Below are 26,157 nucleotides of genomic sequence, written 5' to 3'. Positions count from 1 at the left end.
ATTATTTGGTCAAGTACAAATAACCCGCTTCCTGATGAGGATTAGATTGATGGTCTTTATATTTTATGATATAATAATATGTTCCCTCTGGTAATCCATTTGATTCTTTAATGGTAACACGTCCTTCTGAAATTCCTCTAAAGGCAACATCGGTATTATTGTAATGATCTCTTTCAAAAACCAATACACCCCAACGATTATAAATTTGAACTGTGTTGTCAGGATAACATTCTATTCCTTGTATATAGAATCTTTCGTTCATACTATCACCATTTATTGAAACGGCATTAAAAATTTTGATTACACATCCGCTTAACACTACGACTGTTGGATTATCACCTAGATTATTTATATTATCTGACTTATCCTCAACTTTAATTCCACTTAGAGTACTACCCATTACACTAGCCTGATTACTAACACTTCCGATATTAATATCATTTTGCGTGATGCTATATTGAGCACTAAAAGAAACTTCATCCGTATCATTTACATCCAAATCTATTGGACTTCCTGACATAATAATACCAGGTAATGGATCTGAAACAGCAATATTGTACAAAGGAACATTTCCAGTATTAGTAACCTTGAAGTTATAAGTTATTGTTTCTCCAGCATCTGCATTTCCATTACTATTTTCATCATTAAATACCGCTGTCTTAATTATAGCAATTGATGGAACTTCAACAATCGCTGGGGCACTTACTACTACCGTAGAGCTAATGGTACTACAATTCAATGGGTTGTTTACTTCACAAATCGTATAGCTTACGGAATAGTTTCCAGATGGGGTGTTGGCTGGAACTGTTACTGTTCCATCTGCATTTACTACTAGTCCTGATCCTACTGGAACCGTACTTGATGTAATTTGTACATTCCCTGCTGCAGTACCTACTACTACTGGACTTCCATTTAAGGTGTCGTTGCTCGTTAATGCCGTGGTGGTGCCTCCTGGTAATCCATTAACCGCAGGGGTCGTTTCTGTTACCGCAACAATCGCTGGGGCACTTACTACTACCGTAGAGCTAATGGTACTACAATTCAATGGGTTGTTTACTTCACAAATCGTATAGCTTACTGAATAGTTTCCAGATGGGGTGTTGGCTGGAACTGTTACTGTTCCATCTGCATTTACTACTAGTCCTGATCCTACTGGAACCGTACTTGATGTAATTTGTACATTCCCTGCTGCAGTACCTACTACTACTGGACTTCCATTTAAGGTGTCGTTGCTCGTTAATGCCGTGGTGGTGCCTCCTGGTAATCCATTAACCGCAGGGGTTGTTTCTGTTACCGCAACAATCGCTGGGGCACTTACTACTACCGTAGAGCTAATGGTACTACAATTCAATGGGTTGTTTACTTCACAAATCGTATAGCTTACGGAATAGTTTCCAGATGGGGTGTTGGCTGGAACTGTTACTGTTCCATCTGCATTTACTACTAGTCCTGATCCTACTGGAACCGTACTTGATGTAATTTGTACATTCCCTGCTGCAGTACCTACTACTACTGGACTTCCATTTAAGGTGTCGTTGCTCGTTAATGCCGTGGTGGTGCCTCCTGGTAATCCATTAACCGCAGGGGTCGTTTCTGTTACCGCAACAATCGCTGGGGCACTTACTACTACCGTAGAGCTAATGGTACTACAATTCAATGGGTTGTTTACTTCACAAATCGTATAACTTACGGAATAGTTTCCAGATGGGGTGTTGGCTGGAACTGTTACTGTTCCATCTGCATTTACTACTAGTCCTGATCCTACTGGAACCGTACTTGATGTAATTTGTACATTCCCTGCTGCAGTACCTACTACTACTGGACTTCCATTTAAGGTGTCGTTGCTCGTTAATGCCGTGGTGGTGCCTCCTGGTAATCCATTAACCGCAGGGGTTGTTTCTGTTACCGCAACAATCGCTGGGGCACTTACTACTACCGTAGAGCTAATGGTACTACAATTCAATGGGTTGTTTACTTCACAAATCGTATAACTTACGGAATAGTTTCCAGATGGGGTGTTGGCTGGAACTGTTACTGTTCCATCTGCATTTACTACTAGTCCTGATCCTACTGGAACCGTACTTGATGTAATTTGTACATTCCCTGCTGCAGTACCTACTACTACTGGACTTCCATTTAAGGTGTCGTTGCTCGTTAATGCCGTGGTGGTGCCTCCTGGTAATCCATTAACCGCAGGGGTTGTTTCTGTTACCGCAACAATCGCTGGGGCACTTACTACTACCGTAGAGCTAATGGTACTACAATTCAATGGGTTGTTTACTTCACAAATCGTATAGCTTACGGAATAGTTTCCAGATGGGGTGTTGGCTGGAACTGTTACTGTTCCATCTGCATTTACTACTAGTCCTGATCCTACTGGAACCGTACTTGATGTAATTTGTACATTCCCTGCTGCAGTACCTACTACTACTGGACTTCCATTTAAGGTGTCGTTGCTCGTTAATGCCGTGGTGGTGCCTCCTGGTAATCCATTAACCGCAGGGGTTGTTTCTGTTACCGCAACAATCGCTGGGGCACTTACTACTACCGTAGAGCTAATGGTACTACAATTCAATGGGTTGTTTACTTCACAAATCGTATAGCTTACGGAATAGTTTCCAGATGGGGTGTTGGCTGGAACTGTTACTGTTCCATCTGCATTTACTACTAGTCCTGATCCTACTGGAACCGTACTTGATGTAATTTGTACATTCCCTGCTGCAGTACCTACTACTACTGGACTTCCATTTAAGGTGTCGTTGCTCGTTAATGCCGTGGTGGTGCCTCCTGGTAATCCATTAACCGCAGGGGTTGTTTCTGTTACCGCAACAATCGCTGGGGCACTTACTACTACCGTAGAGCTAATGGTACTACAATTCAATGGGTTGTTTACTTCACAAATCGTATAACTTACTGAATAGTTTCCAGATGGGGTGTTGGCTGGAACTGTTACTGTTCCATCTGCATTTACTACTAGTCCTGATCCTACTGGAACCGTACTTGATGTAATTTGTACATTCCCTGCTGCAGTACCTACTACTACTGGACTTCCATTTAAGGTGTCGTTGCTCGTTAATGCCGTGGTGGTGCCTCCTGGTAATCCATTAACCGCAGGGGTTGTTTCTGTTACCGCAACAATCGCTGGGGCACTTACTACTACCGTAGAGCTAATGGTACTACAATTCAATGGGTTGTTTACTTCACAAATCGTATAGCTTACGGAATAGTTTCCAGATGGGGTGTTGGCTGGAACTGTTACTGTTCCATCTGCATTTACTACTAGTCCTGATCCTACTGGAACCGTACTTGATGTAATTTGTACATTCCCTGCTGCAGTACCTACTACTACTGGACTTCCATTTAAGGTGTCGTTGCTCGTTAATGCCGTGGTGGTGCCTCCTGGTAATCCATTAACCGCAGGGGTTGTTTCTGTTACCGCAACAATCGCTGGGGCACTTACTACTACCGTAGAGCTAATGGTACTACAATTCAATGGGTTGTTTACTTCACAAATCGTATAACTTACGGAATAGTTTCCAGATGGGGTGTTGGCTGGAACTGTTACTGTTCCATCTGCATTTACTACTAGTCCTGATCCTACTGGAACCGTACTTGATGTAATTTGTACATTCCCTGCTGCAGTACCTACTACTACTGGACTTCCATTTAAGGTGTCGTTGCTCGTTAATGCCGTGGTGGTGCCTCCTGGTAATCCATTAACCGCAGGGGTTGTTTCTGTTACCGCAACAATCGCTGTGGCACTTACTACTACCGTAGAGCTAATGGTACTACAATTCAATGGGTTGTTTACTTCACAAATCGTATAGCTTACTGAATAGTTTCCAGATGGGGTGTTGGCTGGAACTGTTACTGTTCCATCTGCATTTACTACTAGTCCTGATCCTACTGGAACCGTACTTGATGTAATTTGTACATTCCCTGCTGCAGTACCTACTACTACTGGACTTCCATTTAAGGTGTCGTTGCTCGTTAATGCCGTGGTGGTGCCTCCTGGTAATCCATTAACCGCAGGGGTTGTTTCTGTTACCGCAACAATCGCTGGGGCACTTACTACTACCGTAGAGCTAATGGTACTACAATTCAATGGGTTGTTTACTTCACAAATCGTATAACTTACGGAATAGTTTCCAGATGGGGTGTTGGCTGGAACTGTTACTGTTCCATCTGCATTTACTACTAGTCCTGATCCTACTGGAACCGTACTTGATGTAATTTGTACATTCCCTGCTGCAGTACCTACTACTACTGGACTTCCATTTAAGGTGTCGTTGCTCGTTAATGCCGTGGTGGTGCCTCCTGGTAATCCATTAACCGCAGGGGTCGTTTCTGTTACCGCAACAATCGCTGGGGCACTTACTACTACCGTAGAGCTAATGGTACTACAATTCAATGGGTTGTTTACTTCACAAATCGTATAACTTACTGAATAGTTTCCAGATGGGGTGTTGGCTGGAACTGTTACTGTTCCATCTGCATTTACTACTAGTCCTGATCCTACTGGAACCGTACTTGATGTAATTTGTACATTCCCTGCTGCAGTACCTACTACTACTGGACTTCCATTTAAGGTGTCGTTGCTCGTTAATGCCGTGGTGGTGCCTCCTGGTAATCCATTAACCGCAGGGGTTGTTTCTGTTACCGCAACAATCGCTGGGGCACTTACTACTACCGTAGAGCTAATGGTACTACAATTCAATGGGTTGTTTACTTCACAAATCGTATAACTTACGGAATAGTTTCCAGATGGGGTGTTGGCTGGAACTGTTACTGTTCCATCTGCATTTACTACTAGTCCTGATCCTACTGGAACCGTACTTGATGTAATTTGTACATTCCCTGCTGCAGTACCTACTACTACTGGACTTCCATTTAAGGTGTCGTTGCTCGTTAATGCCGTGGTGGTGCCTCCTGGTAATCCATTAACCGCAGGGGTTGTTTCTGTTACCGCAACAATCGCTGGGGCACTTACTACTACCGTAGAGCTAATGGTACTACAATTCAATGGGTTGTTTACTTCACAAATCGTATAACTTACGGAATAGTTTCCAGATGGGGTGTTGGCTGGAACTGTTACTGTTCCATCTGCATTTACTACTAGTCCTGATCCTACTGGAACCGTACTTGATGTAATTTGTACATTCCCTGCTGCAGTACCTACTACTACTGGACTTCCATTTAAGGTGTCGTTGCTCGTTAATGCCGTGGTGGTGCCTCCTGGTAATCCATTAACCGCAGGGGTCGTTTCTGTTACCGCAACAATCGCTGGGGCACTTACTACTACCGTAGAGCTAATGGTACTACAATTCAATGGGTTGTTTACTTCACAAATCGTATAACTTACTGAATAGTTTCCAGATGGGGTGTTGGCTGGAACTGTTACTGTTCCATCTGCATTTACTACTAGTCCTGATCCTACTGGAACCGTACTTGATGTAATTTGTACATTCCCTGCTGCAGTACCTACTACTACTGGACTTCCATTTAAGGTGTCGTTGCTCGTTAATGCCGTGGTGGTGCCTCCTGGTAATCCATTAACCGCAGGGGTTGTTTCTGTTACCGCAACAATCGCTGGGGCACTTACTACTACCGTAGAGCTAATGGTACTACAATTCAATGGGTTGTTTACTTCACAAATCGTATAGCTTACTGAATAGTTTCCAGATGGGGTGTTGGCTGGAACTGTTACTGTTCCATCTGCATTTACTACTAGTCCTGATCCTACTGGAACCGTACTTGATGTAATTTGTACATTCCCTGCTGCAGTACCTACTACTACTGGACTTCCATTTAAGGTGTCGTTGCTCGTTAATGCCGTGGTGGTGCCTCCTGGTAATCCATTAACCGCAGGGGTTGTTTCTGTTACCGCAACAATCGCTGGGGCACTTACTACTACCGTAGAGCTAATGGTACTACAATTCAATGGGTTGTTTACTTCACAAATCGTATAACTTACGGAATAGTTTCCAGATGGGGTGTTGGCTGGAACTGTTACTGTTCCATCTGCATTTACTACTAGTCCTGATCCTACTGGAACCGTACTTGATGTAATTTGTACATTCCCTGCTGCAGTACCTACTACTACTGGACTTCCATTTAAGGTGTCGTTGCTCGTTAATGCCGTGGTGGTGCCTCCTGGTAATCCATTAACCGCAGGGGTTGTTTCTGTTACCGCAACAATCGCTGTGGCACTTACTACTACCGTAGAGCTAATGGTACTACAATTCAATGGGTTGTTTACTTCACAAATCGTATAGCTTACTGAATAGTTTCCAGATGGGGTGTTGGCTGGAACTGTTACTGTTCCATCTGCATTTACTACTAGTCCTGATCCTACTGGAACCGTACTTGATGTAATTTGTACATTCCCTGCTGCAGTACCTACTACTACTGGACTTCCATTTAAGGTGTCGTTGCTCGTTAATGCCGTGGTGGTGCCTCCTGGTAATCCATTAACCGCAGGGGTTGTTTCTGTTACCGCAACAATCGCTGGGGCACTTACTACTACCGTAGAGCTAATGGTACTACAATTCAATGGGTTGTTTACTTCACAAATCGTATAGCTTACGGAATAGTTTCCAGATGGGGTGTTGGCTGGAACTGTTACTGTTCCATCTGCATTTACTACTAGTCCTGATCCTACTGGAACCGTACTTGATGTAATTTGTACATTCCCTGCTGCAGTACCTACTACTACTGGACTTCCATTTAAGGTGTCGTTGCTCGTTAATGCCGTGGTGGTGCCTCCTGGTAATCCATTAACCGCAGGGGTCGTTTCTGTTACCGCAACAATCGCTGGGGCACTTACTACTACCGTAGAGCTAATGGTACTACAATTCAATGGGTTGTTTACTTCACAAATCGTATAACTTACGGAATAGTTTCCAGATGGGGTGTTGGCTGGAACTGTTACTGTTCCATCTGCATTTACTACTAGTCCTGATCCTACTGGAACCGTACTTGATGTAATTTGTACATTCCCTGCTGCAGTACCTACTACTACTGGACTTCCATTTAAGGTGTCGTTGCTCGTTAATGCCGTGGTGGTGCCTCCTGGTAATCCATTAACCGCAGGGGTTGTTTCTGTTACCGCAACAATCGCTGGGGCACTTACTACTACCGTAGAGCTAATGGTACTACAATTCAATGGGTTGTTTACTTCACAAATCGTATAACTTACGGAATAGTTTCCAGATGGGGTGTTGGCTGGAACTGTTACTGTTCCATCTGCATTTACTACTAGTCCTGATCCTACTGGAACCGTACTTGATGTAATTTGTACATTCCCTGCTGCAGTACCTACTACTACTGGACTTCCATTTAAGGTGTCGTTGCTCGTTAATGCCGTGGTGGTGCCTCCTGGTAATCCATTAACCGCAGGGGTTGTTTCTGTTACCGCAACAATCGCTGGGGCACTTACTACTACCGTAGAGCTAATGGTACTACAATTCAATGGGTTGTTTACTTCACAAATCGTATAACTTACGGAATAGTTTCCAGATGGGGTGTTGGCTGGAACTGTTACTGTTCCATCTGCATTTACTACTAGTCCTGATCCTACTGGAACCGTACTTGATGTAATTTGTACATTCCCTGCTGCAGTACCTACTACTACTGGACTTCCATTTAAGGTGTCGTTGCTCGTTAATGCCGTGGTGGTGCCTCCTGGTAATCCATTAACCGCAGGGGTTGTTTCTGTTACCGCAACAATCGCTGGGGCACTTACTACTACCGTAGAGCTAATGGTACTACAATTCAATGGGTTGTTTACTTCACAAATCGTATAACTTACTGAATAGTTTCCAGATGGGGTGTTGGCTGGAACTGTTACTGTTCCATCTGCATTTACTACTAGTCCTGATCCTACTGGAACCGTACTTGATGTAATTTGTACATTCCCTGCTGCAGTACCTACTACTACTGGACTTCCATTTAAGGTGTCGTTGCTCGTTAATGCCGTGGTGGTGCCTCCTGGTAATCCATTAACCGCAGGGGTTGTTTCTGTTACCGCAACAATCGCTGGGGCACTTACTACTACCGTAGAGCTAATGGTACTACAATTCAATGGGTTGTTTACTTCACAAATCGTATAGCTTACTGAATAGTTTCCAGATGGGGTGTTGGCTGGAACTGTTACTGTTCCATCTGCATTTACTACTAGTCCTGATCCTACTGGAACCGTACTTGATGTAATTTGTACATTCCCTGCTGCAGTACCTACTACTACTGGACTTCCATTTAAGGTGTCGTTGCTCGTTAATGCCGTGGTGGTGCCTCCTGGTAATCCATTAACCGCAGGGGTCGTTTCTGTTACCGCAACAATCGCTGGGGCACTTACTACTACCGTAGAGCTAATGGTACTACAATTCAATGGGTTGTTTACTTCACAAATCGTATAACTTACTGAATAGTTTCCAGATGGGGTGTTGGCTGGAACTGTTACTGTTCCATCTGCATTTACTACTAGTCCTGATCCTACTGGAACCGTACTTGATGTAATTTGTACATTCCCTGCTGCAGTACCTACTACTACTGGACTTCCATTTAAGGTGTCGTTGCTCGTTAATGCCGTGGTGGTGCCTCCTGGTAATCCATTAACCGCAGGGGTTGTTTCTGTTACCGCAACAATCGCTGGGGCACTTACTACTACCGTAGAGCTAATGGTACTACAATTCAATGGGTTGTTTACTTCACAAATCGTATAGCTTACTGAATAGTTTCCAGATGGGGTGTTGGCTGGAACTGTTACTGTTCCATCTGCATTTACTACTAGTCCTGATCCTACTGGAACCGTACTTGATGTAATTTGTACATTCCCTGCTGCAGTACCTACTACTACTGGACTTCCATTTAAGGTGTCGTTGCTCGTTAATGCCGTGGTGGTGCCTCCTGGTAATCCATTAACCGCAGGGGTTGTTTCTGTTACCGCAACAATCGCTGGGGCACTTACTACTACCGTAGAGCTAATGGTACTACAATTCAATGGGTTGTTTACTTCACAAATCGTATAACTTACGGAATAGTTTCCAGATGGGGTGTTGGCTGGAACTGTTACTGTTCCATCTGCATTTACTACTAGTCCTGATCCTACTGGAACCGTACTTGATGTAATTTGTACATTCCCTGCTGCAGTACCTACTACTACTGGACTTCCATTTAAGGTGTCGTTGCTCGTTAATGCCGTGGTGGTGCCTCCTGGTAATCCATTAACCGCAGGGGTTGTTTCTGTTACCGCAACAATCGCTGTGGCACTTACTACTACCGTAGAGCTAATGGTACTACAATTCAATGGGTTGTTTACTTCACAAATCGTATAGCTTACTGAATAGTTTCCAGATGGGGTGTTGGCTGGAACTGTTACTGTTCCATCTGCATTTACTACTAGTCCTGATCCTACTGGAACCGTACTTGATGTAATTTGTACATTCCCTGCTGCAGTACCTACTACTACTGGACTTCCATTTAAGGTGTCGTTGCTCGTTAATGCCGTGGTGGTGCCTCCTGGTAATCCATTAACCGCAGGGGTTGTTTCTGTTACCGCAACAATCGCTGGGGCACTTACTACTACCGTAGAGCTAATGGTACTACAATTCAATGGGTTGTTTACTTCACAAATCGTATAGCTTACTGAATAGTTTCCAGATGGGGTGTTGGCTGGAACTGTTACTGTTCCATCTGCATTTACTACTAGTCCTGATCCTACTGGAACCGTACTTGATGTAATTTGTACATTCCCTGCTGCAGTACCTACTACTACTGGACTTCCATTTAAGGTGTCGTTGCTCGTTAATGCCGTGGTGGTGCCTCCTGGTAATCCATTAACCGCAGGGGTTGTTTCTGTTACCGCAACAATCGCTGGGGCACTTACTACTACCGTAGAGCTAATGGTACTACAATTCAATGGGTTGTTTACTTCACAAATCGTATAACTTACGGAATAGTTTCCAGATGGGGTGTTGGCTGGAACTGTTACTGTTCCATCTGCATTTACTACTAGTCCTGATCCTACTGGAACCGTACTTGATGTAATTTGTACATTCCCTGCTGCAGTACCTACTACTACTGGACTTCCATTTAAGGTGTCGTTGCTCGTTAATGCCGTGGTGGTGCCTCCTGGTAATCCATTAACCGCAGGGGTTGTTTCTGTTACCGCAACAATCGCTGTGGCACTTACTACTACCGTAGAGCTAATGGTACTACAATTCAATGGGTTGTTTACTTCACAAATCGTATAGCTTACTGAATAGTTTCCAGATGGGGTGTTGGCTGGAACTGTTACTGTTCCATCTGCATTTACTACTAGTCCTGATCCTACTGGAACCGTACTTGATGTAATTTGTACATTCCCTGCTGCAGTACCTACTACTACTGGACTTCCATTTAAGGTGTCGTTGCTCGTTAATGCCGTGGTGGTGCCTCCTGGTAATCCATTAACCGCAGGGGTTGTTTCTGTTACCGCAACAATCGCTGGGGCACTTACTACTACCGTAGAGCTAATGGTACTACAATTCAATGGGTTGTTTACTTCACAAATCGTATAACTTACTGAATAGTTTCCAGATGGGGTGTTGGCTGGAACTGTTACTGTTCCATCTGCATTTACTACTAGTCCTGATCCTACTGGAACCGTACTTGATGTAATTTGTACATTCCCTGCTGCAGTACCTACTACTACTGGACTTCCATTTAAGGTGTCGTTGCTCGTTAATGCCGTGGTGGTGCCTCCTGGTAATCCATTAACGGCAGGGGTCGTTTCTGTTACCGCAACAATTATATTTATAGGTGTTGGAGTAACATTAGAAGTATTATCACCAGGTGTAGGATCGGCTTCATTAGCAGCGATACTCGCGCTATTGGTATACGATCCTGAGGCATTTACTGTCGCAATAATAGACAAAGTAGCATTGGATCCATTGGCTAAAGTACCTATGTCCCAGATACCTGTTCCAATTGTATAGGTTCCTGCAGCTGTACTAGCACTTACAAAAGTATAACCAGAAGGTAAAACATCTGTTACACTCACTCCTGTGGCGTCGCTTGGTCCTGCATTAGTAGCCGTTAAGGTAAAAGTAACATTACTACCTACATTAGGTGTGCTGCTGCTTGCGGTTTTGGTGATAGCAATGTTCGCAGTACACACTGTAGATACTGCATTATTTGTTACATTAGCGTAAGATCCTGTATAAGTAGCTGCTGAGAGGTTTACTCTACCATCAGCTAAAACCGGTGCTACTGCTCCGCCTAATTGACCAAATTGTTGACCTGAAGCAGCACTTGCAGCATTGTTATAATACTCATTAGAGTCTGAGCAACCATCATTATCTGAATCTAGATCAAGTAAATTTGCAATTGTATCACCATCACTATCTAGCGCTCTACACAAAGAGAAAATAAATTCGATACCATCACCTCCAGAGCCTTCGGCTCCCTTTCCAGTCCAATCAAATGTTAACGAAGAATAGACGCCTTCTACTAACAAGGATCCCGCTGCAGTACCATTTTCAGGCAATGCAGAAGCTTCACTAGCTGCAACACCTGTAATAAGTGGATTCACATTCATTTCAGTAACTCTTCTAAAAGTAGTAGGAGTAACATATAGATTGCTTGTTCCTGCCAGCTTTTTTAATGTTGCTCCCGGTGTGGTAACCGTAAAAACTGCTGAATTTGGAATAACCCCTGAAAGTCCTCCTATCCTATCTAAATGAATAATAGGGTTGTAAACAGGCTGACTAAATGTAAATGTGATCGTTGCCGATCCTTTATCATCATTGGCTTGATCTATATTGGCAATATAACCTTCTGCGGTTGTATCCCAATTAAAAAGCGTTTGGAACGAAGATAGATTGTTTACTGCTTCACTCCAAAAGGTAGGCTCATTAGCAAAGGTACCAGCTGAGTTTGTTACACTAGTATTAGCGGCGTTAGTAACAGTTGCTGTCACATTTACACCATCGAGTGTTGAACCAGTAAACGGTCCTGAACCTGAAAAATTCCCTGTAATTCTGTTTGCTAAAACGGCACATGCATTTTCATCTGAATCAAGAATCCCGTCGTTATCATCATCCATATCATATCGATCTGAAACAAGATCCCCATCACTATCCGATCCTGCTGTCAAACAAGATGTAAATACAGACGCTTGCATAAAATTGTTTATCCCTGCGGTTTGCGCAATAGCGTAATTAATTCCTGCAGCTACTGTGTCATTCGTTTCTACAAGACTAGACAGACCATTAGCACCATAAGTTCCACCTATAGTACCAGAACTAGATAAAGCTTGAGTACTACCACCTTCTCGGGCATCATAGCACCCATCTTGATCAGCATCAACATCAAGATGATCTGGAATTAAATCACCATCTGTATCCCTGTCACAAAATGTTGCTGGCGTAATTGTAATTCCCCCAATTGCTCCCCCTGTACCTGTATCCGATCTTCTGATCACTAAACGTGTCACATTTTTTAAATCAATATTCCAAAGATTTGAAGCACTAGCAATATCAACGGTTGAATTTAGTGATATTTTGCCTGGTATTTGTGTAACATTTAAATTTGCAGTACCTCCTGCTGTATAAATGGCTGATGTTACTCCAGCATCATATTCAACACTATAATCTTCTACATCGTCAAAAGTATTACCTGCCTGCCAAGTTAAAACAGCATCAATGGGTTTGTTAAATTCATAAGTAACTTCTACAAATTGTCCCGCTGCAGACCCAGCATTATTTGTAAACTGAACAGATCCATTGGTGGTTAAATCAATTCCAATGTCATTCGTCGTCGCTCCTGTTCTAGCTGACAAGGACACTCTAGCTACAGTTTGGTTTGCTTGTGTTGCTGTTGAACCAACTATCCTGTAATTATTAGATATAGTTGTATTGGTATTATTTACTGTTGCACCTTCCGTAATTGAAGTGGTTTGATTTGGTGTGATATTAGGAGAACAACTTGTTACACCTTCATCTACATCTCGAATACCATCGTTATCATCATCTATATCAACAACATCAACTACAAAATCTTGATCTGAATCTATACAATTAGCTCCTATGTATATATTATCAACACCCCAATCGTCCCCTGCTGCAGGAGTAGTAGCTGCGAAAGATAAGGCAGCGACATTGTTTGAAGCCGTTTGCGTCCAAGGAATATCAATTCTTATCTGTGAGCTCACTAATCTAAATGTTGTTGGCACCACACCTGAAGTAAAACCAGATATAGTCGCTCCGTTACTTAAGGTAGTTGTTACTGCTCCTGCTCCAGTTGGATTTGTAAATGTAGCGTATATTGTACCTCCAAGAGAAACTGTTAAGGTAGCAGTACTTGCTCCATTTGTATCCCCAGAGTTTCCTGCCCAAAGATCAAAATACAAGCTTACTATACCAGCAACAGGTGTAAGAGAAATTCCTCCTATATTTTGAGTCATTGCAGAATTTGTTACTCCATTGAGATTATTAACAGCAATTCCTGTTGTTGTATTAAGTGCCCATGCACCTGTAGCTGGAAGCCATGCTTCATTAGGCGTTGCATTTTGAATAAAACTTCCTGAAAAAGTACCATTGCGAATTACATTCCTACAACCAGTTTGAGCTTGAAGATCAACACTAAAAACGCAAAAAAGAACCAACCAAAATAGCATTTTAAGCTTTATCGACGGTCTTTGAGAAAACATTTTAGCTGTTAAAAGTATACACGCCATTTTATGAGCAAAATTTGCAAATAAATGTTCTTTTAAAAACTTAAGGCAACTAAAAAAAATGTATAAGGTAAAGTTTTCCTTCATGATAAAAATTTTAGATAGACAGTAACAAATCATTTTTTTTTTTTACTTTTTGGATGTAAACATCTATTTTAGTAAAAAAATATTGCTCTAAGAAGATCATAAATAAATGACCTTCAAAATGAACAAAACATAAAAATTCAAAAAAATTATAGTAGCGTAATTTTAAAGATTATGGTTAGTTTTCATCTTTATCAACGCACAGATTTTATAATATAAAAAAAGTTTCACAATTGTGTTGTTATTACATACCCTTTAATAAAAACCTTAGTGAAAGATCTCTAAAGAAATGTGATTAAAAAACATTACATGTTAAAATAAAATTATCCTAATTTTTTTCAGACCATAACTAATTTCGTTAAACTGTTTAAAATCTTCGACGAATGAATAAAAAATATCGACGAATGGTTTTAAAACTAGTTGCTATTTAAACGTAAAATGAAGAAAAAAGTTAACTTATTATGATAATATTGAGACTTTACTTTAGGGAAAAATATTGATCATAAATTAGTAAAAAAAAACGTTGTGGAGTTAATGCTTAAAAATGGATACAAAAACACAAGATCTTTTATTTTAAAAAAATGCAAATCCCATCTATTGTTCGATATTTACTTTTGCAACAAAAGAAGATACTGTTTTTGTATCAGTACTATCTACGACTGCGTAAATACCTAAAATATTATTTCGATATACTGTATTAGCACTTGTAACGCTTGAGTTTGGAAAATCAATATCTACCCAATTTGCTTCTCCAAATGATCCGTCAGAATTTCTACTAACAGCAACAAATGATGCTCCATTTTTTTCTCCATTTACCGTAAGCCAATCCGATGGCATATTATAACCACCCTTTTTAGAAATAGTAATGCCTTCAAAATGAGTTATTACAGACAAAACTGTTTCGTTTTTGTAATTAAATGATTTCAAATTACTAGTTTGTTTCGTTTTAGAATTATAATCAACCAAAAAGGCTTGGCTTATTTTGCCGATTTTTGGGCTTGTATATCCTCCTGCCATGGTATAACTATCTCCGCCATTATGCCAAATACCATACAAAGTAGTGGTTAATGAATCGGGTACTTTAAAGTCTGTGCATTTTTTATTGACTATATCATAGAGAAATGCGTATCCGTTTTTATCATTATCAACGTCATAATTTCCCACAGCAAGACCGCCCATAATACTATGAACAAATACATTATTGGTATTCCCGCCATTCGGTGACACCTGAACCCACGTTCCTGAGCCATCAACAGGGCCTTCATAAAAGAATCCGAGATTTCCACTTGGTGCTTTGCCCGTAGAGGCTGATATTTTATAAGATCCAACTAACTGTATCGTGCCATGAGGCCCGTTGTTGGGTCCGTAGCAAGAAGTATTGATAACGGTAGCTTCTGGTGTACTCGGAAAATTAACATTGTACCACTTTCCTGCGTTACCGCTTCCTTTAAGTGGTCCCTCATAAATTAATCCCTGAACAAGATTGTTCTGACCTACTAAACTGCCTGCGATATATACATTTTCAGACTCCGAAACGCCTCTGATTCCTTGTATGGTGGTTTGTCCCGCAGGATTATTAAAATCTGCATAACTTACTGTATTTACCTCTGGTGTTATATTTTGTGACATAATTTTTGTTTTTTTATTACTATTTGAATGGGTGTATTTTAGATTTTTGAATACGTTTTTAGTCGAGTGTTGTAGTACCATAAACATCTTTTGGCATATTGACCCAGAGTTTTTCTATCTCAAGTTGGTGCAATTGCGCTTCTAAATCCTTTCTGATTTCGCTATAAGCGGGATCATAAGCAAGATTGGTAATTTCTAAAGGATCATTAATCAAATCATACAATTCATATTGTTTGAAATAAGCTGTCGAGGCATCAAAATAATAATCGAATTTCCACTTTTCTGTTCTAATACAACGAATACGATTAGCAGCCTTTACAATTGTCCAACTACTGTTAGAACCTGCCTTAATGTCGTCATAAGTAAATAAGATACTATCTTGAACAGGCGTATTATTCTCCATTATAGGAAGCAAACTTGTACCTGCCAAACCAGTAGGCGGATTTGATACATTTGCTATGTCTATAAAAGTGGGCATAATATCTACCAATGTTGCCAATGCCATTGATTGCTTTATTTTGTGATCTTTAAATAGTATTGGATTTGAAATAACAAGTGGTACTCTTAATGCTTCTTCATAAGCCACAAAAGTTTTCTGACGCAAACCACCATGAGCCAAGCCCATTTCTCCGTGATCAGATGTTAAAGTAACAATTGCAGCATCTGCTAATTTATTTCCATGCGCATCTTCTTTGTATAATTCTTCAATCAGATATCCGATTTCCTTATCAACATGACTTAATAAATAACCGTAAAAATTAATATAGTTTAGTTTATCCTCTGTACTAGCTATTTCGCCCAGACTTAATGCCATATTGAGTAAAATTTGTTCCTGCGCCATTGGTTTTTTATTTTCAAGCAAATTTTCATTTACGGTAGCCGGAAGTCCAATTTCTCTTCCTGACCAGGTTGTGGAATGATATCCCGAAGTTCCTGCCGATTTTGGATACGCCAATACATCATGCGGATTAACCAGTGAAAGAATCAGACAATACGGTTTATGATTTCCAGCGGCTCTTTGAGCTTTTACTTCCTTAAGATATTGTATGGCTTCGGCTGTATATTTCGCATCGTGATTGGCATATCCACCACCAAAATTAAGTGGATTTACATCTTCGCCAGCATCTGGAGCAACCCAGCCCATGGCGCCGTATAATGAGATATCTGCAGCGGTTAAATCTTCGTAATTTGTTTTTGTTCCATTAGGCGCTACTCCTTTACTCATGTGCCATTTACCTCTGTATTGCACATCGTATCCATCTGCCCAAAGTACATTCATTATATTAGGTAAAGCATTACTTAGTGTTGGTTCTTGCGGAGACAAAAGACCTCCTTCGGTTAGCGTTTGGCTTACTCCATGCTTGGCCGGATATGTTCCTGTAAACAAGGTTGCCCGGCTTGGAGAGCACATACAGGTATTGCAAAAAGCTCTATCAAAACTAAATCCATTCTGTTTTAGAAACGTGAGAGTTGGGAGATTTTTCTCTTCCCATCCCAACGGAAAATGTTGTGTGGCGCGTTGCTCATCCGTAATAATAAGAATCATGTCAGGCTTTTGTCCAATCTTATTCAGTTTTTTTTTAAAGTCCATTGTGTATTTGTTTAGTGTTAAATTATTAATAAAAGGATGTAATTATATGGCAACAAATATGCACCGCCTAACTATCTATCAATTTGTAGAATCTAAAAAAGTTACTCTTGAAAGCTTTTTTAAAATTCCGTTGAAAAGCAATAGTCTCGTCTCATTCGTATCAGGTCAAAAAACGCCAACCCATAGTTTTATTGCTTAATGAATAGTGCTTGTTTTGCAATAGCTTTTTTTAAAGCAAAAAAATAAAACTCCACGACATATTCATTTATGGTTTTGTGCCAAATACTATTACTTGATGCGCTTCAATACAAAAGCGTAAACCACTCAGAATGCTAAAAAAAAGACCACTGTATACTGTTGTAACTGTTTTGAATTAATAAGATTAAAGTTGCAATAATAAAATAAGTTTGTACTAAGTATAAATACCTGTTTTACAAATTACTATAAAAAATTTAAGGACTATATTTAAAGCTTAATTTTATTGGGGTAAGTGCTAACCCATTTTGTATCCTCAATTTTGTATCCTCAATTTTGTATCCTCCATTTTATAAATCGATGATCCTGTTCTACAATATTGGTCCCATATTTACATTGTCGGATTTTAATCTTTGAGAATGAAGTGGATACCTTTTTTGCCACAAAAAGTTAAGGCTGTCTCTTTCTACTTTAAGTAAAATTATAAGATTACATTTATGGTAAAATCATATATAAAATTAAACCATTTTTGCTTCAATCCCAAAGAGGACATCCAAACCAAATCCTTTAAGCCATACAAACACATGCGTTACCAGTAGTAAGCCAATCTCTTCAAATCATCTATAAAATTTATAGAAATTTATCCTTTTCAAGCCATAAACAAGCCAAATGGTGCCAATTAAAGACAATTGGCGCCATTTTTTTATAACCTTACTTATTTTTATTAGTCTAAAAAATCGGGCTCCTCAGTACCCCTAGCCCCGATAGCAGTGAAAATCCTTTTGTGCCGGGGTTCGGCACAAAAGATTGCAACGAATAGCGGGAAAAAGCTCCTAAAAAATAACATCAAACCCAAAAAGATACAACCAATAATTGCCACAAGGACCACCGTAATTCCCAAAACCAAATCAAAGCCCCAAAACACGCAGCCAAAAACACCCAGTCCCTATGACCCGCAGCACCCTTATAAGGAACCCCAAAGCGGCCCCAAAGACATAAGAGGGAAGGACATAGAAAAGGACCTTATAGAGAATAACCCTTTAAAGGGGTCACAAATGGATAGGAATACCCAAAAGAGCGATGAGGATGAAAGTGAAACTTTTGAAACCATAGCGCCCCAAAAGGATAATCCGGTAAGGAAGGAATTCGAAATTGGGCAGCCTGGAAGTGAGGAACTTCAGGAAGATGAAAGCACCAGGGATGAGCCCAGTCAGGGTGCAACGGGCAATATTAAACCTTCCCAGCGAAAATTTTAATGCATTCAGGTTTGATACATGTAAAATAACTGATGCATAGCTATTGCCGCACAATTAAAAGATTTAGTAGAATATTATTATATTCGCTTAAAAAAACTTGCCAACCGCACAAAGCAAAGTAAATAAAAGTCCTACTGGTGCCATTGTAAGACTGGTATAAACTAGCCGGCAGCATTGATAACGAAAAAGAAATGAAAAGATGAATTTTGAAAATTGGGAATATGGCGTGATTCCAACTGTTTTTATATGTGTTTTATTACCCCTATTTCTTTATTATTCATACTGGCTGTTTATTTCAGGAATTATCGGGCTGCATAGAATGGAAGAAAGTACAAGATGGAAATATTGTATTGGAGAGGTTAAAAACGCTGAAATAAAATACATGTCATTTTCTGAGGATTACCGCTTTAGGTTAAAAAAGACATATAACTATGTTGTAGACGACGTGGAATATGAATCAAATCAAACCTACGCCAGTGATTATCTGTTTGAAAAAGAGTATAAAAGTCTGGATCAATTTCCAATAATCGATGAAATCTTTTTAAAAAGCAATCAATTCATTCAGACTGAAAAAGAAAAAGAAATCCAAACAGGAACAAAAGTAACGGTCTATTACGATAAAAACAATCCAAAAAGATCCTGCCTGATAAATAAAATCAACAGTCAGATTTACTTGCCAATATGTATGGGATTTTTTTTTGGACTGGTACTGACGATTTTTGCTTTGAAACTAATCGGTAATTTAACGGCATGAAAAAATCATATAACTGGAACTAAAAGTTGAAAAACGAAATAATTATTTATGAAAGACTTTAATGCTGATGAATTTCCCAGAAATTTAAATGACCAGGAAATTGAACTATTATCTGAGCAGGTTATCAAAAATCCAATATCAGATTTGTGGAAACAAATTGCCGTTAAACTAACTTCTGAACAAAAAGTAAGAATCAATAAAAAAATTGAAAGTAAAAAATATCCTGAATCAGAAAAATTACCTTCATATAATAAAAAAGAAGTGAATGATGAAGAATGGGAAAGGTCAGTTAAGGAAAAAGAATTGGAAAAATTTCAAGGCAATATGGTGAAGTATGGATTATGGGAAGAAGTTTTGATTAACTCAAAAAAAGAGTGTTCAGTAATCCCATTCTTTAGTAACAAATACAAAGATTATTGGGAATTTCCATTCGACAAAGCAATAAAAAACATTGATAGAATAAAATCAACTTTTAGAGTTGAATTAAATAATGCTTTGAACATATTTCCTAATCCAAAAAATCCTTTGAAAGATAAAAACGTAAAGTATGAAGTAGTAAATGAAATTTTAAAATCGTTGTTGATTACAAAAAAATTAGAAGAAAAAGATAGTTTACTTATTTATAAAAACAGAAATCTAAATTCAAATTTGCCAAATGAAATTTCTGATTCTGTATTTGTAAGACTTCGAAAAAATTATGAAAAGATGAAAAAAGAATGGCATCCAAAAAAATTCATAACTAATTATAATTGCTATCTAGACGGAAGGAAGGGGAGAATTTATCAGTTAAATTATAACGAAAAAACCAAAAGTTATGATGTGAAAAATTATAGACAAGATCAAGGCTATACTTTTTTAACAGAATAAAACCGGACGGCTAACAGCAGAAGTTTCGTTGCGTGCGAAGCACTAACAAGGAAACCCGTGTTGAACGGAACCGCTGAGATTCCGCAACTATGGGTTTTTCGATAAATGAGTTATAAGAATTTCAAGAGGCTATCGCGAATCTTTCTTTTGGAGTAGTTTTCGATTATTTTTGTAGTTTTTTTTCTTATTATATAGCGAGTGTCACACTCGTAAACACAATCAAAATCAATAATTTTTTCTAAAGTTAAAAGGATAATCATTTAAATAGCCTGCTTTATCATTTATAATCTTTTTTGGTTATTTTTGAAAATATATAAAACGAAACAAACATTCGTATATACACCCAATTTTGGGAAGATTGGCGCTACTTTGTAACCTATATAAATAAGTTGGGTAAAATTTAAGACACAAATAGAACATGGCATCAATAGAGATACAAAAACTTAGTCGAACCCAAAAGAATTATCTTAAAAATTTATTTAACTATAAGTTTGAATCCTTATTTCAACTTTTATTTGAATTATTTGACAGTCACAAACATGGACATAAAGAAATCTTTGAAATAGAAGCATTATTAGCCGAAATCGGATACGGTAATTTGAACGAAATACCAAAAAATGAAACTGAAGAAATAAAAAAACTTATACGTTCAAAGTTACAAGAATGGGACCAAAAATCTGATTTTGAAAATCTTAGTTATAAATTAATGAGTCAAATTCAATCTAAAAATATAATCGTTATTTTAGACAATAAAGTTATTGAGCACATTGAAAATCCTATTATAATTAACCCTAATTCTGTCATATCCTTTATTGATAATTCCAAACTGGATAGCATAACCTTTACAACATTATGAACATTTTAGAACAAATTTTTAAATTAGAAAATCCAAAATTAGAGTATAAAATTTCAGAGGACATTTATGACTTACTTTTTGATTGGTTTAATGAAAGTAAAATTAACGTCACAACTTTTGAAGCAACCTTTTTTGAACCATTAATTAAAGTTTACAGAACATTAGAGCATGAAAACAAGTATTTTGAAGATAACTTTGAAGAGGTACGAAAAGGGTATTATTTAAAGTTTGCTTTCATGTATGTAATTAATCATTATCCAAATAACATATTACTAAAAAGGTTTTTTGAATTAAAAGATACGCCTTATGACTTTCATCGTAATATTACCTTATGGCATAGCCACGCAACTTTAGCTCATCAAAACCCAGACTTATTCAGACCATTAAATATAGGTTCTCAAATTGCAAATTATTATCATGCAATTCATGCGCGAATAGACCACAATATTAGTTATTTACCTTGCAATTTCGCTCAATTAAAATTTGATAACGATGCAATATATTTCAATGCTGTTTTCGAATACGTAAATGCACAAACATTTAAAGAGAAACCATATTTATTATTTTTATTACTAAAATCTACTACTTTAAACCATGATTATTTAATTGACGAAAACGGTAAACGTATTAACAATGGTCCCAAAACAATTAGTATTAGCCCATATGATGAAGGTATTGAAATAGCCTTTGAAAAGGCCATCAAAGAGCATAATCATTCATACAAAACGAATTTGAACAAGGAAATGTTTTTAATTTTAAAAAACTTTCTTGCTTTTAAATTAATAGATAAAAGAGCCAAGCTAAACATAGATAATTTTGAAGAAGCTAAGGAGTTAATAAATCAATCAAAAGGAATTGAAATAGTAATCTTAGAACATATTATATATTTTATAAAAAACGAATACTTATATGAACAAGATAGATACTGGAAAGTTTTACTACTTTCACTAACCAATAATCTTGTTTGTACAACCGAATGGTTAGAGGAAAAAATAGACTTTTTGTTGTCAAAAAGTGGAGACCGTACTTCTCTATTAAAGAACGAGATTAGAAACTCTCATCTTATTTTTTGCTATATAATTACACCGTTGATACAAAATTTATCATCTCAATTAGATTATTACAATTTACTTGTTCAGAAGTATGAAATGCTTTTATTACAAAGAACAAAAACTGAACCCTATTTAGATGGAGTAGTTCTTTTAAAAGAAATAGCTTCTAAAACAGACGAAAAATCAAGTGATAATGCAGCGTCAGAAAGTTTTATAACAAAATTATTCAGCGTAAAAAAGCCTTCTAGTTTTCAAATACGAGATTTCAATAAAGCACTTACCTTATTAAAATATAGCGGTTTTTATTATAAAACTAAAATATTTCATATTGAATCATACAGTAACTTGACTGATCAAGAAAAATCAAAATCATTGGATTTAATAAAGAAATTTATTGATGATTTGAATGTTTTGGTACCTGTTGCTTTAAAAAAAGTACATAAAGAAATGTTATATGCTGATGATAATGATAAAATATTCACCATCAACTATAAAGGTAAAGATATAATCTTTAGAAGTTCATTTTTTGTAGAAGATTGTAATAATCTGCTTTCAGAAGCAAATAGTCCTTACAGATTAGTTTCTATTCCTTTATCTGCAACCACTTATCATTCGGATACCGTTCCTTATGTTTTACTTTCTCTAGCCTTCATGAATAAATATGAACATGAAAATTTCGTGAAAACATATTTAAATGATGTTAATATACATGATTGGTTTACTGATAATGAGTACACCACTTATCAAAAGTTCGAATCAAGTATTAAAAAATCTAAAAATTTACACCCAACATTTTACTCAGAAACTACTATTCCTTTTTCTGAATTAAAAAATTTTCAGATCAATAAACTAAAGAGTGAAGAACATGATAATTTATTTCTTTCAGATATTAATTGGGAGTGGTTTAAAGTTAAGTACATTGATGAATTGAGTTCAAAAGAACAATGGTATGAAATAATGAATGTTATTTGCCGAAGTCCCAAAGGAAAAAAACCTACTGCTGCATGGATATCTAGTTTGCGAAAAGTAATAGAAAAATTAGGCGTCGAAAAATACTTTAAAGAATTACAAGTATTATTTGATTTATCATTAAAAGAAGAGTCGTGGTTTTTTGATGTTTATGCGAATGCCTTAAAAGGTTTAATTTGGTCATGTGCTTATATTGAACCAAATGATTTGTCTTTGAGTATTCTAAAAAAGATCACAGAGTATTCTTATTCTAAAATTCATGGAGTTGGCGCAAAATCTACCATTACTGGAAATTTAGCATTAGAAGCTTTGGTTGCTACTGAAAAAGAAGAAGCCTTTGGTATGATTAACATCATGAGGAACAAAACAAAATATAATAAATTTGTAGTTGCCTTAGAAAAAAGTATAGATAAGTTTAAGGAAAATTCACCAATACCAGAACAACTATTAGCAGATATGTCAATTCCTTCTTTTGGTTTTAAAGATGGCAAAAAAATATTTGAAATAGGAGATTGTAAGATAATTATAAGCTATCCAAAGAAAAAACTATCAAAAAACTATGAGGATAAAGATGGGAATAGCTTAAAGAAACTTCCAACCCAAATATCAGATGACCATGCCAAAACAGTAAAGGAAATCAATGCAGAAATCAAACAAATCAATTCAATTTTTAATGATTTAAGTAAACGCATCAAAACGTATTGGCTTTATGATAGGGTATGGTTTTTTTCAGATTGGAATAAATATATTAAAAGCCATGATTTACTATATCCACATATTGAAAACTTGATTTGGACAAATAAAACCCTAAATAAAGACTTTATTGTTTTAGACAATCAGTTATTAGATATCGACAATAAAGAAGTTACTTCGAACTCAGAAGATGAAATATGCTTATGGCACCCTGTCTCAAATAGTGAAGAAAATATAAGTCAGTGGCAAAATTACTTATGGATAAATAAAATTGTTCAAACCCAAAGGCAGGCATTTAGAGAAAATTATCCTTTCTCAAAAACAGAATTAGATTTGTTAGAAACACCACGTTTTGCCCATCATTTTTTAGAAGTTCAAAAACTAATGGCCATTGCTAATAATGCAGGCTGGATTTTTACTTATGTTCACGAAGGTGTAAACTGGCCACGTGTTTATTTGAAGCCATTGAATATTACAGCTCACATAATATGCGATTATGACAGATATAGTTTTGCCATTCCTACAAAGCAAATTTATTTTACCAAAGACAATTCAACCAAAATTACTGATTATAAACGAACTCAGCCTTCTGAAAAAATAAAACTATCTGAAATTCCCATAAATACCCTATCTGAAATCTGTAGAGATATTGATCTTTTTATTGCAACTACGAGTATCGCTAATAATGTTGAATTATCAGAAAATAGGCAAGAGTTTGAAACTTATACAGCCGAATATCAAAAAGGACTGTTTTCAGACAATGCAAACGTAAAAATCAGAAAACAAATTATTGAGAAAGTCGCACCTATTTTAAAACTCAACATAGAAAAATTTGAAGGTAATTTCGTTATAATCAATGGAAAGAATGACACTTATAAAATTAACTTAAGTAGTGGATTTGCACAATCTAATGAAACTCAAAAACACATTAATCTAATTCCGAATACAAGTAAATTAAAATCTGATAAAAAAACAAAACTACCGATTGAGGATGATGAAACATTGTACATTATCTTGGCAAAAATAATGCACTTGCAAACAATGTAAACTTCACCCAACAGCAGTTACACAATAGACAAGGCTTTGTGGAATTATCGTTTCGCAAGACGTTTTCGTTTAGCGGAAAATACTCGGGTTTCCGAATCCTTGTGCATCGTGTAGGCGAAACGTTGGCAGTAACTTTAGCGCAGAATCAATAAAAATATGAAAATAGAAAAAATAACGAATATCTTTTTTATAATTATTATTCTATTAATAATTTGGAAAGTCTATAATTATTATAACCCAAATTATCAAAAAAATTTTAGACAAAACATAAGTGAATTACAAGACAAAAGAACAGAATTAAATAAAATTGTGGAAACCGCTACATTAGAAATCTCAAGGCAAAATATACCAAATAAGTCAATGGATTTGGACGATATGTCTGAACCATTGCGAGAAAAAATGGAAGAACTAGGTTTTAGCAGTTTTAGGTTTGAAATAATTAATAACTGTAATAAAAAATATAGATTTTACTTTAAAGTTTGTAAAGGTTGGAATTTAGACAACTTAAATTATATAGAAATAATATTTTCCCCGTGTGACAGTGAAACAAAAGAAGGATTTCACAGTTTTGATGGAAATCACATAGACGTTTTTGGAGCTGGTGAAGAATGGAAAATTTTATCAGACACAGACTTTATATAAAAAAGCTACTGCCAACAGCTAAGGGTCTCGTTGCGTGTGTAGCACGAACAATGAAACTCGTATTGAACGGAACCGCTGAGATTCCGCAACTATAGGTTTTTCGATAAATGAGTTATAAGAATTTCAAGAGGCTATCGCGCCTCTTTTTTTGTGGAAGTAGTTTCTGCTTGGTTGTATAGTGTTTTCCATTACTTTTGAGCATAAGTTCCCTTATCCATAAAGTTAGATTTTACAAGGATTGGAGTTTTGGCTATCGTCAAGATACCAAGCTGGTGGAACACGTTGATCAAAAACTGCTGTTTTAGCACACCTTTTTTGTTATATTTGAGGTAATACAAATGGAGGTTTTTTCACAGACTGACGTTGTGCGAAATTTAAAAAAACAATAATGACTCTTAGAAAAATCAGATATAAAAATATTGGAATTCTATTAATTTTAGCTTTTGTAACATTTTGCATAATCTTTAATCATTATGTCAACTTAAAGAAGGAAAAATATCGAAAAGAATTTAAGGAATCGAAATTTATTGGAATAATCACCAAAAATTATCGACAAAAAGGTGGAACTATACTATTTTATAAAAACATAGAAACTGGTATTGAAACAGAATTAAATCCTTCTGATACTTTAGCAGATATTGCTAAAATTAGTGATACAATCATCAAAATAGAAAACTTGAATGAATGTATAGTTAAAAATATGGGCAAACACATAAGAATTATTTGTGAATATGAAGAAAAATGAGCCATCGCACAACAACTAAGGGATTCGTTGCGTGCGTAGAACGAACAATGCAGCCCATGTTGA

Annotated in this window: 10 protein-coding genes; 7 read left to right on the top strand and 3 right to left on the bottom strand. The window is 37.3% G+C overall.

Features of this window, described 5'->3' with window-relative positions; all coding sequences use genetic code 11:
* Position 1: 1 nt before the first annotated feature.
* From LNP22_RS13265 to LNP22_RS13255, 3 genes are all read right to left on the bottom strand, one after another.
* Entirely contained in the window at positions 2 to 13,717 is a 13,716-nt protein-coding gene (locus LNP22_RS13265; protein WP_229973879.1) for a T9SS type B sorting domain-containing protein, read from the bottom strand.
* Positions 13,718 to 14,392: 675 nt separating this feature from the next.
* Positions 14,393 to 15,427, bottom strand: coding sequence for a hypothetical protein (locus LNP22_RS13260; protein WP_229973878.1), 1,035 nt, complete (start codon positions 15,425 to 15,427; stop codon positions 14,393 to 14,395).
* 58 nt (positions 15,428 to 15,485) lie between these two features.
* Positions 15,486 to 17,018, bottom strand: coding sequence for a sulfatase family protein (locus LNP22_RS13255; RefSeq protein WP_229973877.1), 1,533 nt, complete (start codon positions 17,016 to 17,018; stop codon positions 15,486 to 15,488).
* Between the two features lie 965 nt (positions 17,019 to 17,983).
* Between LNP22_RS13255 and LNP22_RS13245 the strand changes: the two genes are divergently transcribed.
* The 7 genes from LNP22_RS13245 to LNP22_RS13215 all read left to right on the top strand — a co-directional run bounded on the left by LNP22_RS13245 (position 17,984) and on the right by LNP22_RS13215 (position 26,094).
* Positions 17,984 to 18,469, top strand: a complete 486-nt coding sequence (locus LNP22_RS13245) for a hypothetical protein (RefSeq protein ID WP_229973876.1) — start codon at positions 17,984 to 17,986, stop codon at positions 18,467 to 18,469.
* Between the two features lie 199 nt (positions 18,470 to 18,668).
* Entirely contained in the window at positions 18,669 to 19,223 is a 555-nt protein-coding gene (locus LNP22_RS13240) for a DUF3592 domain-containing protein (RefSeq protein WP_229973875.1), read from the top strand.
* A gap of 48 nt (positions 19,224 to 19,271) precedes the next feature.
* Positions 19,272 to 20,090 (top strand): hypothetical protein, encoded by an 819-nt coding sequence (locus LNP22_RS13235; protein WP_229973874.1) that lies wholly within the window; start codon positions 19,272 to 19,274, stop codon positions 20,088 to 20,090.
* A gap of 418 nt (positions 20,091 to 20,508) precedes the next feature.
* The gene (locus LNP22_RS13230) at positions 20,509 to 20,946 is read left to right on the top strand and encodes a hypothetical protein (protein WP_229973873.1); all 438 of its coding nucleotides are present in this window, start codon (positions 20,509 to 20,511) and stop codon (positions 20,944 to 20,946) included.
* The gene (locus tag LNP22_RS13225; protein WP_229973872.1) at positions 20,943 to 24,707 is read left to right on the top strand and encodes a DUF4132 domain-containing protein; all 3,765 of its coding nucleotides are present in this window, start codon (positions 20,943 to 20,945) and stop codon (positions 24,705 to 24,707) included. The genes LNP22_RS13230 and LNP22_RS13225 overlap by 4 nt, the downstream gene beginning before the upstream one ends.
* Positions 24,708 to 24,863: 156 nt before the next feature.
* Positions 24,864 to 25,349 (top strand): hypothetical protein, encoded by a 486-nt coding sequence (locus LNP22_RS13220; RefSeq protein ID WP_229973871.1) that lies wholly within the window; start codon positions 24,864 to 24,866, stop codon positions 25,347 to 25,349.
* Between the two features lie 388 nt (positions 25,350 to 25,737).
* Positions 25,738 to 26,094, top strand: a complete 357-nt coding sequence (locus tag LNP22_RS13215) for a hypothetical protein (RefSeq protein ID WP_229973870.1) — start codon at positions 25,738 to 25,740, stop codon at positions 26,092 to 26,094.
* The last annotated feature ends 63 nt before the right edge of the window (positions 26,095 to 26,157 follow it).

This window comes from Flavobacterium flavipigmentatum (assembly GCF_020911905.1).
GTDB lineage: Bacteria > Bacteroidota > Bacteroidia > Flavobacteriales > Flavobacteriaceae > Flavobacterium > Flavobacterium flavipigmentatum.
This window is presented reverse-complemented; position numbering and strand designations above follow the sequence as displayed.

Excerpts from the sequence above, each read along its gene's own strand:
- LNP22_RS13265 (WP_229973879.1), bottom strand. The coding sequence starts at position 13,717 with ATGGCGTGTATACTTTTAACAGCTAAAATGTTTTCTCAAAGACCGTCG.
- LNP22_RS13260 (WP_229973878.1), bottom strand. The coding sequence starts at position 15,427 with ATGTCACAAAATATAACACCAGAGGTAAATACAGTAAGTTATGCAGAT.
- LNP22_RS13255 (WP_229973877.1), bottom strand. The coding sequence starts at position 17,018 with ATGGACTTTAAAAAAAAACTGAATAAGATTGGACAAAAGCCTGACATG.
- LNP22_RS13240 (WP_229973875.1), top strand. The coding sequence starts at position 18,669 with ATGAATTTTGAAAATTGGGAATATGGCGTGATTCCAACTGTTTTTATA.
- LNP22_RS13235 (WP_229973874.1), top strand. The coding sequence starts at position 19,272 with ATGAAAGACTTTAATGCTGATGAATTTCCCAGAAATTTAAATGACCAG.
- LNP22_RS13230 (WP_229973873.1), top strand. The coding sequence starts at position 20,509 with ATGGCATCAATAGAGATACAAAAACTTAGTCGAACCCAAAAGAATTAT.
- LNP22_RS13225 (WP_229973872.1), top strand. The coding sequence starts at position 20,943 with ATGAACATTTTAGAACAAATTTTTAAATTAGAAAATCCAAAATTAGAG.
- LNP22_RS13220 (WP_229973871.1), top strand. The coding sequence starts at position 24,864 with ATGAAAATAGAAAAAATAACGAATATCTTTTTTATAATTATTATTCTA.
- LNP22_RS13215 (WP_229973870.1), top strand. The coding sequence starts at position 25,738 with ATGACTCTTAGAAAAATCAGATATAAAAATATTGGAATTCTATTAATT.